General features: G+C 72.7%; 12 protein-coding genes. 10 read left to right on the top strand and 2 right to left on the bottom strand.

The window, feature by feature from the left end:
* Positions 1 to 129 precede the first annotated feature (129 nt).
* Positions 130 to 1,521, top strand: a complete 1,392-nt coding sequence (locus tag O7614_RS21240; RefSeq protein ID WP_278140232.1) for a hypothetical protein — start codon at positions 130 to 132, stop codon at positions 1,519 to 1,521.
* On the opposite strand, the gene O7614_RS21235 is transcribed toward O7614_RS21240, so the two are convergent.
* Positions 1,493 to 2,572: an NAD-dependent epimerase/dehydratase family protein gene (locus O7614_RS21235; RefSeq protein ID WP_278140231.1), complete on the bottom strand. Its 1,080-nt coding sequence runs from the start codon at positions 2,570 to 2,572 to the stop codon at positions 1,493 to 1,495. The two genes, O7614_RS21240 and O7614_RS21235, sit on opposite strands and share 29 nt — an antisense overlap.
* 158 nt (positions 2,573 to 2,730) lie before the next feature.
* Between O7614_RS21235 and O7614_RS21230 the strand changes: the two genes are divergently transcribed.
* From O7614_RS21230 to O7614_RS21190, 9 genes are all read left to right on the top strand, one after another.
* Positions 2,731 to 3,426 carry a response regulator transcription factor gene (locus tag O7614_RS21230; protein ID WP_278140230.1) on the top strand — a complete coding sequence of 232 codons (696 nt, stop codon included), beginning with the start codon at positions 2,731 to 2,733 and terminating at the stop codon, positions 3,424 to 3,426.
* Positions 3,419 to 4,435, top strand: a complete 1,017-nt coding sequence (locus O7614_RS21225; RefSeq protein WP_278140229.1) for an ATP-binding protein — start codon at positions 3,419 to 3,421, stop codon at positions 4,433 to 4,435. The genes O7614_RS21230 and O7614_RS21225 overlap by 8 nt, the downstream gene beginning before the upstream one ends.
* A 614-nt stretch (positions 4,436 to 5,049) precedes the next feature.
* Positions 5,050 to 7,932 (top strand): LuxR family transcriptional regulator, encoded by a 2,883-nt coding sequence (locus O7614_RS21220; protein ID WP_278140228.1) that lies wholly within the window; start codon positions 5,050 to 5,052, stop codon positions 7,930 to 7,932.
* A 151-nt stretch (positions 7,933 to 8,083) separates the two neighbouring features.
* Positions 8,084 to 9,109, top strand: coding sequence for a hypothetical protein (locus tag O7614_RS21215; protein WP_278140227.1), 1,026 nt, complete (start codon positions 8,084 to 8,086; stop codon positions 9,107 to 9,109).
* 151 nt (positions 9,110 to 9,260) lie between these two features.
* Positions 9,261 to 11,537 carry a TOMM precursor leader peptide-binding protein gene (locus tag O7614_RS21210; RefSeq protein WP_278140226.1) on the top strand — a complete coding sequence of 759 codons (2,277 nt, stop codon included), beginning with the start codon at positions 9,261 to 9,263 and terminating at the stop codon, positions 11,535 to 11,537.
* A 52-nt stretch (positions 11,538 to 11,589) separates the two neighbouring features.
* The gene (locus O7614_RS21205) at positions 11,590 to 13,053 is read left to right on the top strand and encodes a SagB family peptide dehydrogenase (protein ID WP_278140225.1); all 1,464 of its coding nucleotides are present in this window, start codon (positions 11,590 to 11,592) and stop codon (positions 13,051 to 13,053) included.
* A complete protein-coding gene (locus O7614_RS21200) occupies positions 13,050 to 13,859 on the top strand; it encodes an HlyD family efflux transporter periplasmic adaptor subunit (protein WP_278140224.1) in 810 nt (269 codons plus the stop codon). Before O7614_RS21205 ends, O7614_RS21200 begins: the two co-directional genes overlap by 4 nt.
* Positions 13,856 to 16,039 (top strand): NHLP family bacteriocin export ABC transporter peptidase/permease/ATPase subunit, encoded by a 2,184-nt coding sequence (locus O7614_RS21195; RefSeq protein WP_278140223.1) that lies wholly within the window; start codon positions 13,856 to 13,858, stop codon positions 16,037 to 16,039. The genes O7614_RS21200 and O7614_RS21195 overlap by 4 nt, the downstream gene beginning before the upstream one ends.
* Positions 16,040 to 16,063: 24 nt before the next feature.
* Positions 16,064 to 19,096 carry an ATP-binding cassette domain-containing protein gene (locus tag O7614_RS21190; RefSeq protein WP_278140222.1) on the top strand — a complete coding sequence of 1,011 codons (3,033 nt, stop codon included), beginning with the start codon at positions 16,064 to 16,066 and terminating at the stop codon, positions 19,094 to 19,096.
* A gap of 9 nt (positions 19,097 to 19,105) precedes the next feature.
* On the opposite strand, the gene O7614_RS21185 is transcribed toward O7614_RS21190, so the two are convergent.
* Complete coding sequence (locus O7614_RS21185; protein WP_278140221.1) at positions 19,106 to 19,885, bottom strand: MerR family transcriptional regulator; 780 nt, start codon at positions 19,883 to 19,885, stop codon at positions 19,106 to 19,108.
* Between the last annotated feature and the right edge of the window lie 139 nt (positions 19,886 to 20,024).

The following is a 20,024-nucleotide window of genomic DNA, read 5'->3' as shown; positions in this document are numbered from 1 at the left end:
GCGGCGGCCCGTCCGGACCGTCGTGCCGCCTTACGAATCGCTTACGCGGCAGCGGATCTTACAGATCCCTGACGTCCCGCCGTTCGGCTGTCGAATCCCTGGTCGCGGGTCGTATCGTCGGCCGTCACCATGACCATGATGACCCGGCCGGGACGATCCCGGAACGCCGACCTGATCGTCCTCGGCGCCGAGGTGGCCCTGCTCGCCGCTGCCGTCGGCATCGGCGCGCTGCTCAATCACCGGGGCGTGCGACTCTATGCCGACGCCGCTCCGCTCTACGCCACCTGGCAGCCCCATCTGGGCGTCGGCACCCCCGTCGCGCTTCTCGTCGGGGCGCTGTTCGTCTGGCGCGGTACGCGCTGGGGAGCCGACACGCGCTGGCCGCGGCTGCTGGTCGTCGGCTATCTCACCTCGGTGCTCTGGACGTTGTCCCTGGCCCTGGTGGACGGCTGGTCCGCCGGGTTGGCCGAGCGGCTCACCGTGCAGGCCGAGTACCTGCACGAGGTACCCCGGGTGGCGGACGTCGGCATGATGCTGTCCGGCTTCGCCGACCGCATCCTCGACTTCCAACCGAATTCGTGGTCCACCCACACCGCCGCCCACCCGCCCGGGGCACTGCTGTTCTTCGTCGGCCTGGACCGGATCGGCCTGGGCGGTGGGGCTGCCGCCGGGCTCGCCTGTGTGCTGCTCGGGGCCACCGTGTCGGTATCGGTTCCGGTGACGTTGCGGGCGCTCGGCGCAGAGGATGCGGCTCGGGCCGTCTGGCCGTTCCTGGTTCTCTTCCCGGGCGCGGTCTGGGTGGGCGTGTCCGCGGACGGGATCTTCGCGGCAGTCGTCGCGGCCGGGCTGGCACTGCTGGCGGTGGGCGGCCGAGGCGGGGCTGTGCTCGGCGGGCTGCTGCTCGGCTTCGCGCTGTACCTGTCATACGGGTTCGTCCTGGTCGGGCTGCTCGCGTTGACCGTGGTGCTGCTCCGGACACGGGATCGCCTCGCCGTCCTCCTGGTCGCGGCGGCGGCGGGGGCGGCCGTCGTCGTCGCGTTCACAGTGTCCGGATTCTGGTGGCTGGACGGCTACCACCTGGTGACACGTCGCTACTACCAGGGTTGGGCGGCGGATCGCCCGTACGGCTACTGGGTCTGGGCGAATATCGCCGCTCTGCTGCTCTCGGTCGGCCCGGTGGCCGGGCCGGCACTGCGGCGGGCGGTCGAGGCCGTGTCGATCCGGGCGGCGGTGGCCGTGCGGTCGGTCCGGCCACCGCACCCTCCGCTGGCGGCGGCCCTCCGCCAGCGGATCACCACGGCCGGACCGACGGTGTGGTTGCCCATCGCGGCGGCGGTGGCCGTGCTGGCGGCGGATCTGTCCGCGCTCAGCAAGGCGGAGGTGGAGCGGATCTGGCTGCCCTTCGCCGTCTGGCTGCTCGTCGCGACCGCGCACCTGCCCAGAGGACACCGACGGTGGTGGTTGGCGGGGCAGGCAGCCACCGCTCTCGCCGTCAACCACCTACTGTGGACGGTGTCCTGACCGTTGCCGGATTCCGCATCACCGCGGTGGTGAAGTCGGCGATGCCGGCGGCGAAGCCGACCCGGGCGGTGAAACCGAGCAGCCGGCTGGCGCGGGCCGGATCGGCCACCACGTGTCGTACGTCCGCCGCCCGCCCGCCCCCGACCGTGACGGGCAGGGGCCCGTCCATCGCCGCCGCCAACTCCTGGGCCAACTCGCCGACGGTGTGCGGCTCACCCGAGCAGACGTTGATCGGGACGATGGCATCCGGTGCGGGTGTCGTCAGGGCCAGCAGGTTGGCCTCGGCGACGTCCGTCACGTGCACGAAGTCGCGCCGTTGCCGGCCGTCCTCCAGGACCCGGGGCGCTCGCCCGGAGGCCAGGGCCGACCTGAAGATCGACGCCACTCCGGCGTACGGAGTGTCGCGGGGCATTCGCGCTCCGTAGACATTGTGGTAGCGCAGTGCCCAGACCGATCCGCCGGTCTGCCGGGCCCAGGCCCCGGCGAGATGTTCCTGGGCCAGCTTGGTGACGGCATACGTGCTGTGCGGCTCCAACGGCGCGTCCTCCGGAACGAGACCCGGGGTGAGCGTCCGGGCGCAGCGGGGGCAGGTCGGCTCGTACCGGCCCTCGGCCAGGTCGGCCGCCCGACGCCCGGCAGGCCGGACGATTCCGTGGGTCGGGCAGTGGTACCGGCCCTCGCCGTAGACCACCATCGAACTGGCCAGGACGAGGTGGCGCACCCCGGTGGCGTGCATCGCCGCGAGGAGGGTGGCCGTGCCGAGGTCGTTGTGCGCGGCGTACCGGGGGGCGTCGGCCGGGTCGATGCCGTGGCCGACCATGGCCGCCTGATGGCAGACCGCGTCGACCCCCGCCAGTAGCCGGGTCAGCAGGTCGGTGTCACGGACGTCGCCGACCACGAGGTCGTGTCGATCGGTCCAGGGCGGTGCTGTCGCGCCGTGCGCCTCCGGCAGGAGCGCGTCGACGACCACCACCTCGTGCCCGTGATCGGTGAGCAGGTCGGCGATGTGCGAGCCGATGAAGCCGGCCGCACCAGTGACGAGTATCCGCATTCCGGTCACCGTATGACCTCGCGTACACCCACGTGGCGGTACGCGGGCGGTCGTAAGAACCTCGCAAGGTTTGCGTGGTGGGGGCGCACCTCGGTGCGTGGCTACGCTGGGCCGATGGACCTGCGGGGGAAGCTGACGGGCGGGAACGGGGGAGGTTCGTGACACAGCGGGTGCTGGTGGTCGACGACGATCAGACCGTGAGTGACGTCATTCGTCGTTACCTGGAGAACGACGGCTTCCAGGTGAGCCTGGCGGCGGATGGTGCGGAGGCGCTGGCGGCGGTGGAGCGGGAGGCGCCCCACCTGGTCGTGCTCGACCTGATGCTGCCCCGGATCAGCGGCCTGCAGGTGTGCCGGGAACTGCGGGTACGGCCGGACGGCGTACCGATCGTCATGCTGACCGCGCGCGGAGACGAGTCCGACCGGATCCTCGGGTTGCAGCTCGGCGCGGACGACTACCTGACCAAGCCCTTCTCTCCCCGAGAACTGGTGCTGCGGGTCCGTTCGGTGCTCCGTCGCGCCGCCGGCGGGTCGCCGCCCGAGCGGCCGGAGGCGCTCACCGATGGCGGCCTGGTGGTGCACACCACCTCCCGAACCGCCCACCTCGCCGGCCGAGAGCTGGCTCTGACGCTGCGTGAATTCGACCTGCTCGTCCACCTCATGCGGCATCCGTCCACGGTGTTCGGCCGGGCCGAACTCCTGGAGCAGGTCTGGGGATGGAACTTCGGGGACCACTCGACCGTGACCGTGCACGTCCGCAGACTGCGCGAGAAGATCGAGGCCAACCCGGCCGATCCGGAGCGGATCGTGACCGTCTGGGGCGTCGGCTACCGCTACGAGCCGGCCCATGCGTGACCTACTGCTGATCTTTGCGATCGCCCTGGGCGCGGCGCTGGGCATCGGGCTCGCCGGTGCGTTGCTGCTCCGTGCGCTTCGGCGAAGGTCGATCACCGTGCACCTCAGCGTGCTGCTCACCACCACTGTGGTCGCCGTCGCCGTCGGGGTGATGGCGGTCGCGGAGGCGATGTTCCTCTCCCCACACGATCTCGAGGTCGTCCTGATCACCGTCGCGGCGGCAGCGGTGGTCAGCCTCGCCGTCGGCGGGCACTTCGGCCACCGGCTGGCACGCGCCGCGGTCTGGCGCGACCAGGCTCGCGAGCGGGAACGGCAACTGGAGAAGGGCCGGCGTGACCTGGTTGCCTGGGTCTCCCACGACCTGCGTACGCCGCTCGCCGGATTGCGGGCCATGGCCGAGGCGCTGGAGGACCGGGTGGTCCGTGACCCGGACACGGTCGACGACTACCACCGACGGATCCGGCTGGAGACCGACCGGATGACCCGACTCGTCGACGACCTGTTCGAGCTGTCCCGGATCAACGCGGGGGCGCTGCGGTTGTCGTTGACGGCGGTGCCACTCGGAGAGGTGGTGTCGGACGCGTTGGCCACCACCTTCCCGTTGGCCGATGCTCGCCGGATCAAGCTGGTCGCCAGCGAGTCGGGGTGGCCGACGGTTGCGGCGAGCGAACCGGAGCTGGCGCGTGTCGTGGCCAACCTGCTGCTCAACGCGGTCCGCTACACCCCGGAGGACGGCACGGTACGCATCGAGGCCGGCCGCGAGGAGGACCACGCCTGGCTGTCGGTCGCCGACACCTGTGGCGGCATCCCTCCGGACGACCTTCCCCGACTGTTCGACATCGCCTTCCGCGGTGAGCCGGCCCGCACCCCCGGCCCCGGCGACGGTGGAGCCTCCGGAGGGCTCGGCCTGGCCATCGTCCACGGCCTGGTGGAGGCGCACGGAGGTCGGGTCGAGGTGCGCAACACCCCCGACGGCTGCCAGTTCATGGTCCGGCTGGCCACCGCCTGACGGAACGGGTTCGCAGGCCCGCGAGCGTCGTCGCGAGACTCCGGTCACCGACCGAGCACCGGTTTCCCGAGACGGCACTCCGGGGCTTTCTTGAGGCGGCCGGCGCTGCGCCTTTCCGTCTTTGTCGCTCGGCCGCCGGTCTCCCGGGGATGGTGCGGTGACCTTTGTCGAATCGCGCAGAAGGTGACCTGGTTCCAGTCATTCGGCGGTTGACAAAGCCTTGCCGGAGGATCTCCGTAAGGGCTGCGGCGGCCGGACGACCGCTCAGCGGAGCAGTGGCCGCTTCGGGTGTTTTGCATAGGCGCTCATGATTCTGGTGAAATCTGGCCAGGCGTGACCTCCCAATAGTTGGCCACATGGGATTCCTGTCTCGGTCCCGACTCGTCGCGTGTGTCCCGGCCCGGTCGGCGAGGGGTGATTTATTGGGTTTCAGGGATATCGTTCCGCCCTTTAGTTGACCGGTCCCTTTTTGCGGGGTGTGGTGCAAGCCCGGAAAGAACCTGCATCTCCGTCGGCTGATGGAATAAGACCTGACATCTTCGATACTCGATGGCGCTCGGGTATAGTGCGACCATTCCCCCTTTGAGTGTTCCGGAAAGTGTCTGATCTGAGTGATGACATCTGGGCTGGAGAATGCGTCAACAGGGCTGCGCTTCGTCGGGCGGCGACCACAGTTGGCGCGTATCGCGAGAGCCCAGGCCGCGGCGCTGAGCCGCGGCCAGCAGATGGTTTGCGAGGTGGTCGGGGAGCCGGGCATCGGCAAGACCCGGTTCGTCCGCGAGGCCCTGACCCGGTGCGTTCCCGCCGTTCCCTGGGCCATCGGGACCTGCGCGCCGGACGAGCGAGGTGTTCCCTTCCACGTGTTCCGACACGCCTTCACGGAGGGGGAGCCACTCCGACGCGGGCTGCGCCTGGGGCGGTTCACCGAGCAGACCTGGTCGGAGTCCACGGCTGCGGCGCCACCGGGTCCGGCACGGGCGTCGGACGCCCAGCGGTTCCGTACCTATCAACTGGCCCGTCGGCTGGTCGGCCTGGCCGCCCGGGACGGTCTGACCCTGGTCCTCGACGACCTGCACTGGGCGGATGCCTCCTCCGCCGGCCTGATCGCCCACCTGCTGCGCTATCCGGTGCCCGCACCCCTGCTGCTCGTGCTCGTCTACCGCCCGCGGCAGATGGCGACCCCGATGCCGTTCGGTCCCCCGGATTCCCGGGACGAGGCCGATGCGGAGCCGACGGCACACGAGCGGATCGAGCTCGACCCGCTCAGCCTCACCGAGGTCGCGCCTCTGCACCCCCACGTCGACCAGGCGGAGCTGCGGGCTCGGTACGACGTCACCGGCGGCAACCCCGGTTACCTGGCGGCGCTGCCGGGCGGCCCCGCACCGGAGCACGCCGGCCCGCCCCGGGAAGCGCAGGATGCCTGGTTGTCCGACGCCGTGGTGGCCGTGCTGCGTCGCGAGTGGGCGGCCCTGCCGTCCGTCGAGCTGACCTGCCTGCGGGCCGGCTCGGTCGTCGACGCGCCCTTCGCCGCTGACCTGCTCGCCGCGATCGCGCAGGTGCCGACGTCGCTCGCGGTCGACGCCGGCTGGCGGTTGGCCCGGCTCGACCTGATCCGCCGCGTACCCGGCACCGGACGGTTCGCCTTCCGGCACCCGGTGCTGCGGATGGCCGTCGCGCAGGACACCGACCCGGCGTGGCGGGCGGAGGCTTCTGCGCGCGCGCTCACCGCCATGGTCGAGCTGGGCGCGCCACCCGCCGAGCAGGCCCGCTACGCGGAGCGTCTGCTCGCCCTGCCGAACGGTCGCTGGGGCGAACGCTGCGTCGACGTGCTCTGCCAGGCCGCCCAGGAGATCCGCCGCGAGACGCCAGACCTGGCCATCCGCTGGCTGCGGCTGGCACTGCGGGCGCTGCGGCCGACGGCTGCCTCGACGCAACGTCGCCGAGACGTGGCACTCGCGCTCGCGCAGATCACCGGCGAGGCCGGGAACCTGGCCGAGAGCAGGGCGCTGCTCCAGGAGATCGTGCCGCTGTTCCCCGCCGACCCGCAGGGACGACGGGCGCGGGCGGTTGCTCTCTGGGCGCGCGTGGAACGTCTGCTGGGCAACTACCCGGAAGCGGCGGCGATCAGCCGACGCGAGTTGGCGGCCCTGCCGGCCGGCACCACACCCGGCGTCGGCTACCGACTCGCCACCGAGATCGGCGTGGCCGGCATCCTGGCCGGCCGCCGTCCCGTCGCCGGTCTGCCTGACGCGCTCAGTGGAGACCTCGGTGGCTGCCCCGCCGACCGGGCCGGCCTGCTGGCCGTCCGCAGCCTGGCTGCCGCGCACGACGGCGCACTCGACGACGCCCGGGGCCTGCTCGACGCGGGCGTCCGGATCGTCGACGCGTTGCCGGACCGGGACGTGCGAGACCACCCCGACTGCCTCACCGCGCTCGGCCTGACCGAGTTGTACCTCGAACGGCAGACCGATGCGGCGCGGCACCTCGACCGAGGGCTGACACTCGTCCGCGCCTCGCACCGCGACGACGGGCTGTGCCAGCTGCTACTCGGTCGCAGTCAGGTCGCCTACCACGGCGGTCAGCTGACCACAGCCATCGGACTGGCCACCGAGGCGGGCATCGTCGCCCGGCGCATCGGCAGCCACCACCTGCTGAGCTTCGCCCTGGCGTTCGAAGCGGAGGCGACGGCCTGGCGTGGTGGCCCTCGCGACGACGACCGGGCGGTGGCGCTGGCCCGCAGTGCCGTCGGCATCGCCACCGACCTCGCCACCTGGTGTGGTCGTACCGCCGTACTGGCGCTGGCGACTGCGGCACTGCTGTCCGGTGATCCGGCGACCTGTGCCGAGCTGGTGCACTCCGCCGGCGGCGACAGCCGGCTGAGCCGCCTCCAGACCACCCTCCGGCCGATGTGGTTCGAGCTGCTCTGCGCGGCGGCGCTCGCCGCCGGCGACGTGACCGAGGCCGAGCGGCAGGCGCGACAGGCGATGGCCGAGGCGGATCAGATCGGTCTCGCCGGCCAGCGGGGCTTCGCCGAGTCGGCGTACGGCGAGGTGCTGCTCGCCCGCGGCGAGGTGCCGGCGGCGTTGCGGCACCTGGAAACGGCGGTCGACCTGTTCCGCGCCGGCGGGATGGCGTTGCGGCGCAGTCTTGCGCTGGCCTCCCTGGCCCGGGCGGCCGAAGCGGCCGACCAGGCCGGCCGGGCGGCGCGGGCCCGCCGTCGGGCTCTGGAACTGGCGGGGTGGTGTGGGACGGAACGGGTTGGCCTTCGACTGGCCCGCCCGGTCGGTCCGGTCGAGGTGGCCGCCCTGACCGACCGGGAATGGCACATCGCACGCCTGGCGGCGACCGGGGCCACCAGCCGACTGATCGGGCGGCAACTGAACATCAGCCCCCGCACCGTGGAGGCGCACCTGACCCGGATCTACCGCAAGGCGGGCGTTGCCTCCCGATCCGGTCTGGTCGCCTGGGTCGCCCGGCTCAGTGACACCGATCGGTGACCGTGATCCTCGCCGGATGACGTCGTTCGGTGCAACGCCGACGGGCCGGGCAGCACGAGGCCGCGCCGCCCCCGGCGTGACCCGACAGCCGCTCACATACTCGACTGCATCGGGCGCGATTCCCGTCGACCGGTGGTGGATGGAGGACGAGATGCTGGGCAGAAGATCCGTCAGGAGCCCGCGTACTCCCGCCGCGCCGGTGCCGGTGATGCCGCTCGCCGCCGCCGCGATGGCGCTGCTCGTGCTGACCGGCTGTGGTGGCGAGCCGGTGGACGCCGCCACCCCGGCGCCCGACGGCTCGGCCACCTTCGGTCGCGAACGGGCCGCGCTGGTGCTCACCGCCTTCGACCAGGCCGACTCGGCCGCCTCGGTGGCCGGTGACGTCGAGACGCTGCGGACCCAGGAGATTTCACCCTCGCTGGACCTCAGCATCGCCGCGGTCCGCCGAGCCGCCTACAACCAGCGGCCGCAACCGGCGTTCCAGCACATCAACCCGGCTTTCGCGGTGCCGCCCGGAGACCCGGCGTGCTTCCTGGTCACGGCCACCCTCAAGCTGACCGGCTCGGAACTGGCACCCACCGACGTCAGCCAGTTCGTGCTCGGCGACGACGGCCAGTGGAAGCTCAGCCACAACGTCCAGGTCACCCAACCCTCGCTGGTGGTCGCCCGGAGCATCGACGGCCGGCCCGCCACGGAGGGCGGGACGGCCCTGGACGAGACCAGCCGTCGGGCCCTCGCCGCCGAGGTCTTCGCCCGCAGCATCGGCTCCACGACGGGCAACCGGTCCCTCGTCGCGTCGAGTCCGCTGCTCGACGGCCAGTTCGCCGGCGGGTGGGAGGTCTACGGGCAGCAGCTCGCCGGTGTCGGAGCGGCGGTGCAGCGGACGATGGACCGGGCCGAATGGTCCGACTGCGCGGTCGCGGTGCCGGCCGGGACGCTGGTCTTCCTCACGATCCACGCCACCGACACGCTGCGCCCGGCGCCCGGCGGACCGGCCACCGTCCAGATGGTGCCGCAGAGCCCGGATCTGATCGCCACCGGTCAGCGCACGGCGATCAGCGGAAAGTCGATCCGGGTGACCCGGGTGGAGACCTTCCTGCTGCTCGTCCCGGCACAGACCACCGGCACATCGGTGCTGGGGCTCAACGACACCGCGCTGACCGTCAACGCCGGCTGACCCGGCCGCGACCGTCCCGGTCGCCGCCGACGGCAGAAACCGGTGGCATCACTCGGACCGGGCACCCCTGGACCGCGACGATGGCAGCAGCCGTGATCGCCGGCAGCGCGCCGGCGGTGCCACGGTCCGGCCACCAGGCTCGGGAGGAACCATGTGGCGTCCGCGCTTCCGATCGGACTACGCGCAGGTACGGCTGCCCGACGGCCCACTGGTGGTGCTGGGGGAGACCCGCAGCCTGATCATCGACGACCCGGTCGCCGCGGACCTGGCCGACCAGCTCGACGGCGTCGAGCCGCTGGCCGACATCGTGACCCGGCTGGCCACCCGGCACCCGGTCACCGCCGTCGCCGCCGCCCTCGCCCGGCTACGCGACCACGGGCTGCTGGTGTCCGGTCCGGCGGGCACCTCACCGGCGGAGGCCGCCGGATGGGACGCCCGCGGTGTCCCACCCGAGGCCGGGCACCGGTGGATGGCCGAGGGAGCCGTCACCGTCGTCGACCTCGGAGCGCCCCGGGTGGCGGAGACCGCCGACGCGCTGCGCGCCCTCGGTCTGGCCGTCACTGTGGTCGGACCGGACGCGACGCACGACGTGCCGGCCACCGCACAGGTGCTGGTGCTGCCGTCGTCGATGCTCGACGCCCGGCTGGCCCTGATCAACGACCGTCACCTGGCCGCCGGTCGCGCGTGGACCCTTGCCCGGCCGCACGGCAACGTCGTCTTCCTCGGTCCGCACCTGGTGCCGGGTCGCACCGGCTGCTGGGCCTGCCTGCGGCAACGGTGGCAGGAGAACGAACAGGTGAACGCCTTCCTCGACGGGCAGGACCTGGGCGATCCGCCGCCGCAGCCCGGCCGCGCGGTCCTGCCCGGACTGGCCACCATGGCCGCCGGGCTGCTCGCCACCGAACTCGCCGTGCTCGCCGTCCGGGGCTCGTCGCCCCGCCTCACCGGACGAATGGTCGCGCTGGACACCCGCGACCTGAGCACCGAGAGCCACCAGCTCGTACGCCAGCCGCAGTGCCCCGCCTGCGGCGACCCGGACCTCGTCGGCAAGGCCGAGCCACGGATCGACCTGCCGCCGAGTGGTGCACAACCCAGCCGCGACCGGGACTCCCGCACCCGGGAACCGGCGGAGGTGTACGCCGCTCTCGCCCACCACGTCAGCCGGTACCTGGGCGTGGTGAGTCGGCTGACCCCGCTGGAGCCGACCGACAACGGCGTCACCCACACCTACTCGGCCGGGCACAACTTCGCCCAGCCCCGCCAACTCGCCGGGTTGCGCCGCAACCTGCGCGGGCAGAGCGGTGGTAAGGGCCGGACCGACCTGCAGGCCCGGATGAGCGCGATCGGGGAGGCGGTGGAACGCTACTGCGGGGTGTGGCGCGGCGACCGCCCGGTGCACCGGGCGACCTACCGGCAGCTCGGTCCGGACCGCGCGGTGCACCTGCGGGAACTGCTGCTGTTCTCGCAACGCCAGTACGCCGACCGGGACCGGCTCAACCGCGACCTGGGCCACCTGCACCGCGTTCCCCGCCCGCTGGGTGACGAGGTGGAGCTGGACTGGACCACGGGCTGGTCGCTGACCCGGCGGACACCACGCGAGCTGCCCGCCGCGTACTGCTGGTACGGGCATCCGGAGCTGACCGGGCTCGGGGTGTGCTCGGCGGACTCCAACGGGTGCGCCGCCGGCGGCAACCTGTCCGAGGCGATCCTGCAGGGTTTCTGCGAACTCGTGGAGCGGGACAGCGTGGCACTGTGGTGGTACCACCGCTCCCGGATGCCCGGGGTGGACCTCGCCTCGTTCGCCGACCCGTGGACCGCCGCCTGCGTCGACCATCACGCCACCGTCCTGGGCCGTGAGCTGTGGGCCCTCGACCTGACCGCCGACCTCGGCGTGCCCGCGTTCGCCGCGGTGTCCCGGAGGGCCGACGGTGGGCCGGAGGACGTCCTGGTCGGCTTCGGCGCGCACCTGGACGCGCGGGTCGCGCTGACCCGGGCGCTCACCGAGGTCAACCAGTTCCTGCCCGCAGTTCCCGGGCCCACCTCGGCGCGCAACCGGTACGGCGTCGACGATCCGGACACCGCCCGTTGGTTCGGCACCGTGCGGGTGGCCGACCAGCCCTGGCTGTCCCCGGACCCCACCCGAGCGCACCGCACCGCCGCGGACCATCCGCCGCTGACCACCGGGGACGTCGGGGACGACGTGCGGCACTGCGTACGCCGGGCGGAGCTGGCCGGTCTGGAGGTGATCGTCGTCGACCAGTCCCGTCCGGACGTCGACCTGGCGGTGGTGAAGGTCGTGGTGCCGGGCCTACGGCATTTCTGGCGGCGGCTCGGTCCCGGCCGGCTGTGGGACGTGCCGGCCCACCTCGGCCGAGGTCCGCTGGCCGCCGACGAGGCGTCGGCCAATCCGCTGAACGTCTTCTTCTAGCGAGGGGTGCGCAGATGACCACCGTGGTGGAACCGGTCGGTCGGCGGTCGCCGTGAGCGGCTCCGTCGGCGGTCCGCCGATCCAGGAGTCGTACCGGCTGCGCCGCGACGCGGAACTGGGGCTCGGCGAGGACGGCTCGCTGACCCTGCGGCAGACCCGCTTCCAGCTCACCCTGGAGCGACCGGGCATGGGCCGGCGGGCACTGCTTCTGCAACTCGCCGCCGACTGGGTCAGCGACGTCGAGGTCGGCCGGCTGATCAGCGGCCTGGAGGGGGAGAGCCGGGTGCTGGCCGCGCAGTTGCTGCTGCGCCGGCTGCTCGCCCACTCCTGGCTGGAGCGCCGCCTCCAGGTCGACGACCGGGCGTTGCTCGACCTGGTGCCCACCGGACTGGGTCGGGGCAGCCTGCCGGAGAGCCGTCCGCACACTCCCGGGGTCCGCCACCGGCTCTCCCGCTTCGCCACCCTCCAGCACGAACAGGGCAGGTTGGTTGCCGCCTCACCGCTGAGCACCCTGGCCGTCGGCTGCGCCGACGTCGCCCTCGGCGCGGTGCTGGTCGCCGCCGTACCGGGCGTCGGACCCGACACGGTAGCCCGCATGCTCGGTGTGCGACCGGCGGCCGCCGGCCGGGTGCTCGACGAGTTGGCCACCGCCCGGATCCTGGTCACCGAAGCCGAGTTCGAGGCGGAGTGCGACGACGCGCCGCTGGCCTACTGGTCGCCCGAGGAACTGCGGCTGCACCACCGCTCCCGGGCGGGCCGACACGCGCTGCCGGTGGGGGGTACCTACCGGATGCGGGAACGCTTCGCACCGCAACCATTGCGCCGCCCCTACGACGGAGGCCGCGCGGTCGAGCTGCCGCTGCCGGATCTGGCGACGATCGCCAAGGTGGAGCCCGCCTTCAGTCAGGTCGTGGCGGAGCGGCGCAGCGTGCGCGAACACGACGACGGGGCACCGCTGCCGCTGGAGCGGCTGGCGGAGTTCCTGTACCGGTCGCAGCACACCAGCGCCGTCGGCGAGGCCGGCGGGCAGGAGGTCGGTCATCGGCCCTACCCGGGCGGCGGCGGGGTCTACGAGCTGGAGATCTACCCGCTGGTCGCGCGGTGCGCCGGGCTCGACCCCGGGCTCTACCACTACGACGCGGTGGGGCACCGGTTGGAGCCGGTCGCCGGCTGGGGGGCGGCCGCCGACCGGTTGCTGGCGTACGCCCGCGCGGCCGGCGCCATGCCCCGGCCACCGCAGACGGTCCTGGTGGTCACCGCCCGGGTCCAGCGGCTGATGTGGAAGTACGAAGGGATGAGCTACGCCATGATTCTCAAGGACGCGGGTGTGCTGACCCAGCAGATGTACCTCGTCGCCACCGCCATGGAGTTGGCGCCGTGCGCCCTCGGTGCCGGGGACTCCCAGGCCTTCGCCGAGTTGTCCGGGCTCGATCCGCTGGTCGAGCCGAGCGTGGCCGACTTCCTGCTCGGCTCGCGCCGCGCCGCCGGCCCGCCCGCGACGGGGGGTCGGCCATGAAGTTCCGCCGGCAGGCGCTGCGCCAGTTGGAGGCCCCCGAGCAGTTGGACCGGGCGGTCCGGCTGACCACCGTGCCGCACTGGCTGGCCACCGCCGCACTGGTCATCGTCGTGGTCGCCGCGGGCGTCTGGTCGGTACGCACCGTGGTCCCCCGCACCGTCGAGGCCGCCGGAGTGCTGATCCACTCCAACGGGATCTCCGCCCTCGACGCGCTCGACAGTGGTCAGGTCACCAAGGTCTGGGCATCCCCACACCAGCGGGTCACCAAGGGCACTCCGCTCTACAGCCTGCGCACGATGGACGGCAAGGTGGTGGTGGAGAACGCGCCGGGTGACGCGTACGTCGTGGCCTGGCTGGTGTCGGAGGGGGAGATCGTCACCCCCGGTACGCACCTGGCCGACCTGGAACGGCTCGACACCGCGGGGGACGCGTTGCAGGCCGTCGTGTACGCGCCCGCCGTCGCCGCCCCGCTGCTGCAACCCGGAGTACCTGTCGAGGTGGCCGCCGCGGCGGCACCGCGCAACGTGTTCGGCACCCTGGCCGGTCAGGTGGCCACCGTCGGCGCGTTCCCGGAGACCGAGGCGTCGCTGCGCGCCTTCCTGGGCACCGGGCCGGACGTGCGGCGGCTGCTGGCGCACGGCAGCGTGATCCGGGTGACCGTCGCCCTGGAGCCGGACCCGGCCGCCCCGGGCGGTCTGCGCTGGACGAAGACTCCGCCGCCGTTCCAGCTCAACTCGGCCAGCGAGGTCACCGCCTGGTTCACAGTGGACCGGGAACACCCGATCGACTGGTTGCTGCGGCGATGAGCGCGCCGTCGACAGCGGTCCCCAACGCACCGGAGCTGCCCCGGATCCGGCGTCGACGGGTCCGCACGCCCACCCTGATCCAGATGGAGGCGGTGGAGTGCGGCGCCGCCGCGCTGGGAATCCTGCTCGCCCACCACGGCCGGCACGTGCCGCTGGAGGAGTTGCGCCGGGTGTGCGGCGTGAGCCGGGACGGCTCCACCGCGGCCACCGTACTCAAGGGCGCCCGCCGGTACGGGATGGTGGCCAAGGGCTTCCAGATGGACCTCGCCGGCCTGGCCACGGTGGCACTGCCGGCGGTGCTGTTCTGGCGGTTCGAGCACTTCGTGGTGTTGGAGGGGCTCGGTCGCAAGGTCTTCATCAACGACCCGGCCACCGGCCCCCGTGCGGTGAGCTGGGAGGAGTTCGACGGCGCCTTCACCGGCATCGTGCTCACCATGCAACCCGGGCCGGAGTTCCGTGCGGGCGGCACCCGCTACCGACTGGTCCGGGCGCTGGCCCAGCGGTGGCGCGGCCCGGGGACGGCGATCGCGCAGATGCTGCTGCTCGGACTGCTGATCGCCGTGGTCGGCCTGACCATCCCGGTGCTGGCCCAGGTCTTCGTCGACCGGGTGCTGCTGCAGGAGGACCGGGCCGCGTTCGCCGGCCTGGTGGCGGCGGTGGCGGTGGCCACCGTGCTGACCTTCCTGGCCAGCCTGCTCCAGCAACGCCTGACCGTACGCGCGGAGACGGCGCTCGCGCTCGCCAGCGCCGCCCGGTTCTTCCGACATCTGCTGCGGCTGCCGCCGTCGTTCTTCGACCAGCGGCAGGCCGCCGACCTCGGCCAGCGGGTCCGCGGCAACGACGTGGTCGCCGAGGTGCTCACCCGCCGCGCGGCCACCACAGTGGTGGACACCGGCCTGGTGTTGGCGTACGGGGCGCTGCTCTGTCAGTACGACCTGCTGCTCGGACTGTGCGCGGTGGTCCTCGCCGGGTTGAACGTCAGCGTGCTGCGGTACGTCGCCTCGACCCGGTCGACCGCCGTCGCCGGACTCCAGGCGGACCGCAGCAAGCTGGTGACCACCGTGTACACCACGGTCCAGCTGATCGAGACGGTGAAGGCCGGCGGCGAGGAGGAGCGGGCGGTGGCCCGGTTCGCGGCGCGGCACGCCACCGTCGCCTCCCGCCAGCAGCGGCTGGGGGTGCCCACCGCGGTGCTCTCCGTCCTGCCCGCGTTCCTCGCCTCGGGGACCACCGCGGTGCTGCTCGGGTTGGGCAGCCGGCAGGTCGTGGCGGAGGCGATGACGGTCGGCGTGCTGGTCGCCATGCAGAGCCTGGCCGTCGCGATGAACCGACCGTTGGGCAACCTCACCGCGCTGGGCTCGCGGCTGCAGGACATGAGCGCCGACCTCAACCGGCTGCGTGACGTGGAGCGATACCCTCTGCCGTCCGCCGAGGAACGACCCGCCCGACCGTTGGCGCCGATGGAGGGGCATCTGCGCATCGAGAAGGTCACCTTCGGCTACAACCCGCTGGGTCGCCCACTGCTGGAGGACTTCAGCCTGGACCTGCCGCCGGGCGCCCGGGTGGCGCTCGTCGGGCGGTCGGGCAGTGGCAAGTCGACGGTGGGCCGGTTGGTCGCCGGGCTCTACCGTCCGTGGAACGGCCGGGTCACCGTGGACGGCCTCGACCGGCCGGGCACGGACGACGGCCTCTGGGCGGCCACGGTCGCCATGGTGGACCAGGACCAGCGGCTCTTCGAGGGGACGGTCCGGGACAACGTCACCATGTGGGACCTCACCGTCGCCGACGAGGACGTCGTCACCGCGCTGACCGACGCGTGCCTCTACGACGATGTCGCGGCCCGCCCGGGCGGCCTGGCAAGTCCGGTACGGGAGAACGCCCGCAACTTCTCCGGTGGCCAGCGGCAGCGACTCGAGATCGCCCGCGCGCTCGTCCGCAACCCCCGGGTGCTGGTCCTCGACGAGGCCACCAGCGCGCTGGACGCCGAGACCGAACGCCGGATCGACATGCATCTGCGCCGGCGGGGGGCGACCTGCCTCATCGTGGCCCACCGCCTGTCCACGGTCCGCGACTGTGACCTGATCGTCGTGTTGGACGGCGGTCGGGAGGTGGAGCGCGGCACCCACGAGCAACTGGTCGCCCGGGACGGGGCGTACGCGCGGCTGGTCCGGGACCAGTGACCACGACGATCCGAGGAGACGCTGATGAGCGGCGCGGTGCAGGAGGACCCGGCCGGCGGCCTGATCGGCTACTGCGCCGAGGGCGTACGCCAGGTCTGCCGCCTGAACGGCCCGGTGGCCGGCTGGCTGGTGACCGGCGGCGAGGCCGACCTGTTCGCGGTGCGCCGCGCCGGGATGAGCCCGTCACGCCGCCACCATGTGGCCCGTCTGCCGGCGGGTGGCCTGGTGCCGACATCCACCGCGCTCGGTGCGTGGCAGTTGATCCTGGTGCCGTTGCCCGGCGGGGAGTTGCGGGGGCTGTCCCAGCGACACCTGTCCCTGCTGCAGCGGCACGTTCGGCTCGGCCGGCCGGCGGACGAGGGACCGTCGCCGCGGGCGCGGGCCGCCGCGACGGAGATGGTCGCGGCGATGGACCTGGTGCTGGTCACCATCGCCGACGCGTTGCGCCACGGGCAGGCGCCCCGGGAGGCGTCCACCCTGCGCGGGCGCGAGATCGTCTCGTTGGCGCAGGGGAGTGCCCTCACCTCCACCGGCGGTGCCTGGTGGCTGCGTAGCGCCGGTGGACAGCTACGACGCAACGACGGCGGCCCGGTGGAGATGTCGGGGGAACACGAACTGCTGCTGATCGCCGAGCGTGACTGGGTGGTGGCCGAGTCGGCCTGCGCGGTGGAGAGCCACGGCAGCTGGGACCTGCTGGTCGCCGGTCAGCTCCGGTCGGCGGTCGACCAGCACGTGGCCCGGCTCCTGCGCATGGTGGAGAGCCGGATCGAGGAGGCTGACGCTGCCCTGCTGAGGGCCGTGGAGCGGCGGCGGCAGGTCGACGCCGCGGTGCTCGCCGCGGCGGCCCGCCGGTCGATCGGGGTGATCGGCGCGGGCGGCGTGGTTCCGATGCCGGACACCGAGGCCGGCTTCGACCGGTACGGGCGGGCCGCCTCGGTGGTCCGGGTGGTCACCGAGGGGATGGGCAGCCCGGTCAACGAGCCGGCCGACCGCAGCCGCGCGGTGCTGGGCGACCGGGCCGCGGTGCACGCGGTGGCCCGAGCGTCCAGCCTGTTCCTGCGTGAGGTGCGACTACCGGACCTGTGGTGGCGGCGGGACCTTGGGCCCCTGGTGGGGTGGCGGGCCGACGACGACCCGGAGCATGCCGTCGCGGCACCGCTGGTGTTTCGTCGACGTCGCTACCACCAGGTCGACCCGGACACCCGGGCGTACAGTCCGATCAACGCGACCGTGGCCGCGACGTTCGCCGTCGAGGCGACCCAGGTGCAGGCGCCGTTACCGCAGACCGCTCGGATGCGTCACCTGCTGCGGGCCGGTCTCGTCGGCGCGGGCCGCGACGTGCGGGGCCTGCTGTTCGCCGCCGCCTGCGTGGCGCTGCTCGGCCTGGGGGTGCCGCTGACCACCGGCGAGGTGCTCGGCCAGTTGGCCCGGCAGGGTGAGGTGGACGGCCTGGTCGGTTTCGTCGCCCTGATGCTCAGCGCCGCGGTGGTCGCCGGGCTGGTCGGTGTGGTGCAGAACCTACGGCTGCTGCGGTTGGACGGCCGGTTGCAGTCCGGCGCGCAGTTGGCGATCTGGGATCGGCTCCTACGCCTCCCGGCTCGGTTCTTCACCGGCCGCAGCAGCGGTGAGATCGCCAATTCGATGTTGGGAATCTCGTTCGTCGGTGAGGCGCTGAGCGCGTTGCTGCCACAGCTCGTCTCGGCGGCGGCGACCGTCGCGGTGACCCTCGGCATGCTCCTCGTGGTCGAACCCGTGCTCGGGCTGTGGGGGGCGGGGATCGTCGCCGTCACCCTGCTCACCTTCGGCGGGTTCGCCGTGTTGATCGTGCGCCAGCAACGGTCCGCGCTGCCGGCGGAGCACCGCGCGGCGGCGATGACCAACCAGTTGCTCGGTGGCATCGTCAAGATCAAGCTAGCGGCTGCCGAGGCCCGCGCCCACGCCCGCTGGTCGGAGGTGGCCGCGGCGGCCCGGGCGGCGCTGCAACGGGTCCGGCAGAGCCAGGCGGGTCTGGTCGCCTTCGCCACCGTGCTGCCGATCGCGGGTCAACTGGTCCTGTTCGCCGTGCTGATGGGGCCGCTGGCCGGCCGGATCCCGCCGGCCGACTTCTTCATCCTCAACGTCGGCTTCGCGATGCTGCTCGGCGCACTGCTGGTGCTGGTGTCGGCCGGGGTCGAGGTGATCGCGGCAGTGCCCCGGCTGCGCAGCCTGAACGACATCCTGCGCGCCGACCCCGAGGCGCGGCCGGACAAGGTGGACCCGGGCGAGCTGCGTGGCGAGATCGCGCTGCACCGGGTCACCTTCGCCTACCAGCCGGACGAGCCGCCGGTGCTCGTCGACATCGACCTGCACGTCCGTCCGGGGGAGTTCGTCGCCATCGTCGGGCCGAGCGGCTGCGGGAAATCCACACTGCTGCGGCTGCTGCTCGGTTTCGAACGCCAGCAGCAGGGCGCCGTCCTCTACGACGGCCAGGACCTCTCCGAACTCGACGTGCACGCGGTCCGCCGGCAGTGCGGGGTGGTTCTGCAGGACGGCCAGCTCTTCGCCGGCTCGGTGCGGGACAACATCTGTGGCGCGGGCAGTTTCCCGCTGGACCAGGTCTGGGAGGCGGCGCGGATGGCCGGCCTCGCCGACGATCTGGAGGCCCTACCGATGGGGATGAGCACGATGGTGCCCTTCGGTGGCGGGACGCTCTCCGTCGGGCAGCGCCAGCGGGTGCTGATCGCCCGCGCGCTGGCTCCTCGGCCCCGGATCATCTTCCTCGACGAGGCGACCAGCGCCCTGGACAACCGGACCCAGGAGGTCGTCACCCGCAGCACCGCCACCCTGGCCGCGACCCGGGTGGTCATCGCGCACCGGCTGTCCACGGTCCGCGCGGCGGACACCATCGTCGTCCTCGACGGCGGGCGGATCGTGCAGCGGGGCAGCTACGACGAGTTGATCGACCAACCCGAAGGGCTGTTCCGCCGGCTGGCGCGACGACAACTGTTGACCGAGCCGGACCGGTCCGGCGCCGTGGCGGAGAACCGGCAGCCGGACGGGCAGCCCGCGACGAGCTGAGGGGCTCGGTCAGCCGTTGTCGATGACCGAACCGTCCTCCAGGTGCACGTCCGTGTCGAGGTGGTTCTCCAGCAACTCCGCCACGTGCGTCTCCGCCTGGTTCTCGGCAGCGAGCCGGAACGCCTCGGTGAGCACGTTGACCACACCCTGGCTCAGTAACAGGGTCTCGCGGTCGAGGTCGGCCCAGGACGCGCCGGCGCCACTGCGGACCAGCTCCGGCGCGAGGGCCAGCAGTCGGGCGGTGACGGCGGCGACCAACTCGTCGGCGACCGGCCGGAGGCTGTCCAGCACCTCGCTGAGGGTCTGCAGTGCCGGCACCGTGCCCACCCGTACCCGATGCAGGTCCAGCGCGGCGCGCAACGGGCGTGGCCGGACGGTGCGGACGGAGCCGTCGGTGGTCCGTCCGATCACTCCGTGCCGGGTCAGCGCGTGGGCCAGCGCAGGACGGTCGGCGGTGAGTCGTTGCAGCATCGCGGTCAGTCCGTCGGGTGCCTCGTCGCTCGCCCGGACCCCGAGCATCGCCTCGATGGAGACCAGGTTGAAGCCCTGCCGTTGCAGGGCGAGGATCGCGTCCAGCCGACGGACGTGGGAGTCGTCGTAGAGGGCGGCCCGGCCGTGCCGCACCGGTGGAGGCAGTAGCCGCCGGGCCTGGTGGGCGCGGATGTTGCGAGGCGACATCCCGACCTTGCGGGCGAGTTCCTCCACGCTGTACCCGGCCGGGCCGCCGGGCGTCGTCGTCACCTCGTCGATGGTCACGGTGGCCTCCGGCAGCAATCGGTGGCGGAACATGGCACCCCGTCGGACCGCCGACAGGACGGGCGATCCGTTGATCGCAGCCTAGGTGTGCCACCGGATCGGTAACAGGCGAGGAATTACTACTTGTTCACAGTGATGACAGTCTCTAGAATCGCAATCCGCCGTACGCCAC

This window comes from Micromonospora sp. WMMD961, from assembly GCF_029626145.1.
Classification (GTDB): domain Bacteria; phylum Actinomycetota; class Actinomycetes; order Mycobacteriales; family Micromonosporaceae; genus Micromonospora.
This window is presented reverse-complemented; position numbering and strand designations above follow the sequence as displayed.

What these genes read in the sequence shown, in the direction of transcription:
- O7614_RS21215 (WP_278140227.1), top strand. Translation starts at nt 8,084, where the DNA reads ATGCTGGGCAGAAGATCCGTCAGGAGCCCGCGTACTCCCGCCGCGCCG.
- O7614_RS21210 (WP_278140226.1), top strand. Translation starts at nt 9,261, where the DNA reads ATGTGGCGTCCGCGCTTCCGATCGGACTACGCGCAGGTACGGCTGCCC.
- O7614_RS21235 (WP_278140231.1), bottom strand. Translation starts at nt 2,572, where the DNA reads ATGCGGATACTCGTCACTGGTGCGGCCGGCTTCATCGGCTCGCACATC.
- O7614_RS21190 (WP_278140222.1), top strand. Translation starts at nt 16,064, where the DNA reads ATGAGCGGCGCGGTGCAGGAGGACCCGGCCGGCGGCCTGATCGGCTAC.
- O7614_RS21200 (WP_278140224.1), top strand. Translation starts at nt 13,050, where the DNA reads ATGAAGTTCCGCCGGCAGGCGCTGCGCCAGTTGGAGGCCCCCGAGCAG.
- O7614_RS21185 (WP_278140221.1), bottom strand. Translation starts at nt 19,885, where the DNA reads ATGTTCCGCCACCGATTGCTGCCGGAGGCCACCGTGACCATCGACGAG.
- O7614_RS21225 (WP_278140229.1), top strand. Translation starts at nt 3,419, where the DNA reads ATGCGTGACCTACTGCTGATCTTTGCGATCGCCCTGGGCGCGGCGCTG.
- O7614_RS21220 (WP_278140228.1), top strand. Translation starts at nt 5,050, where the DNA reads ATGACATCTGGGCTGGAGAATGCGTCAACAGGGCTGCGCTTCGTCGGG.
- O7614_RS21240 (WP_278140232.1), top strand. Translation starts at nt 130, where the DNA reads ATGACCATGATGACCCGGCCGGGACGATCCCGGAACGCCGACCTGATC.
- O7614_RS21195 (WP_278140223.1), top strand. Translation starts at nt 13,856, where the DNA reads ATGAGCGCGCCGTCGACAGCGGTCCCCAACGCACCGGAGCTGCCCCGG.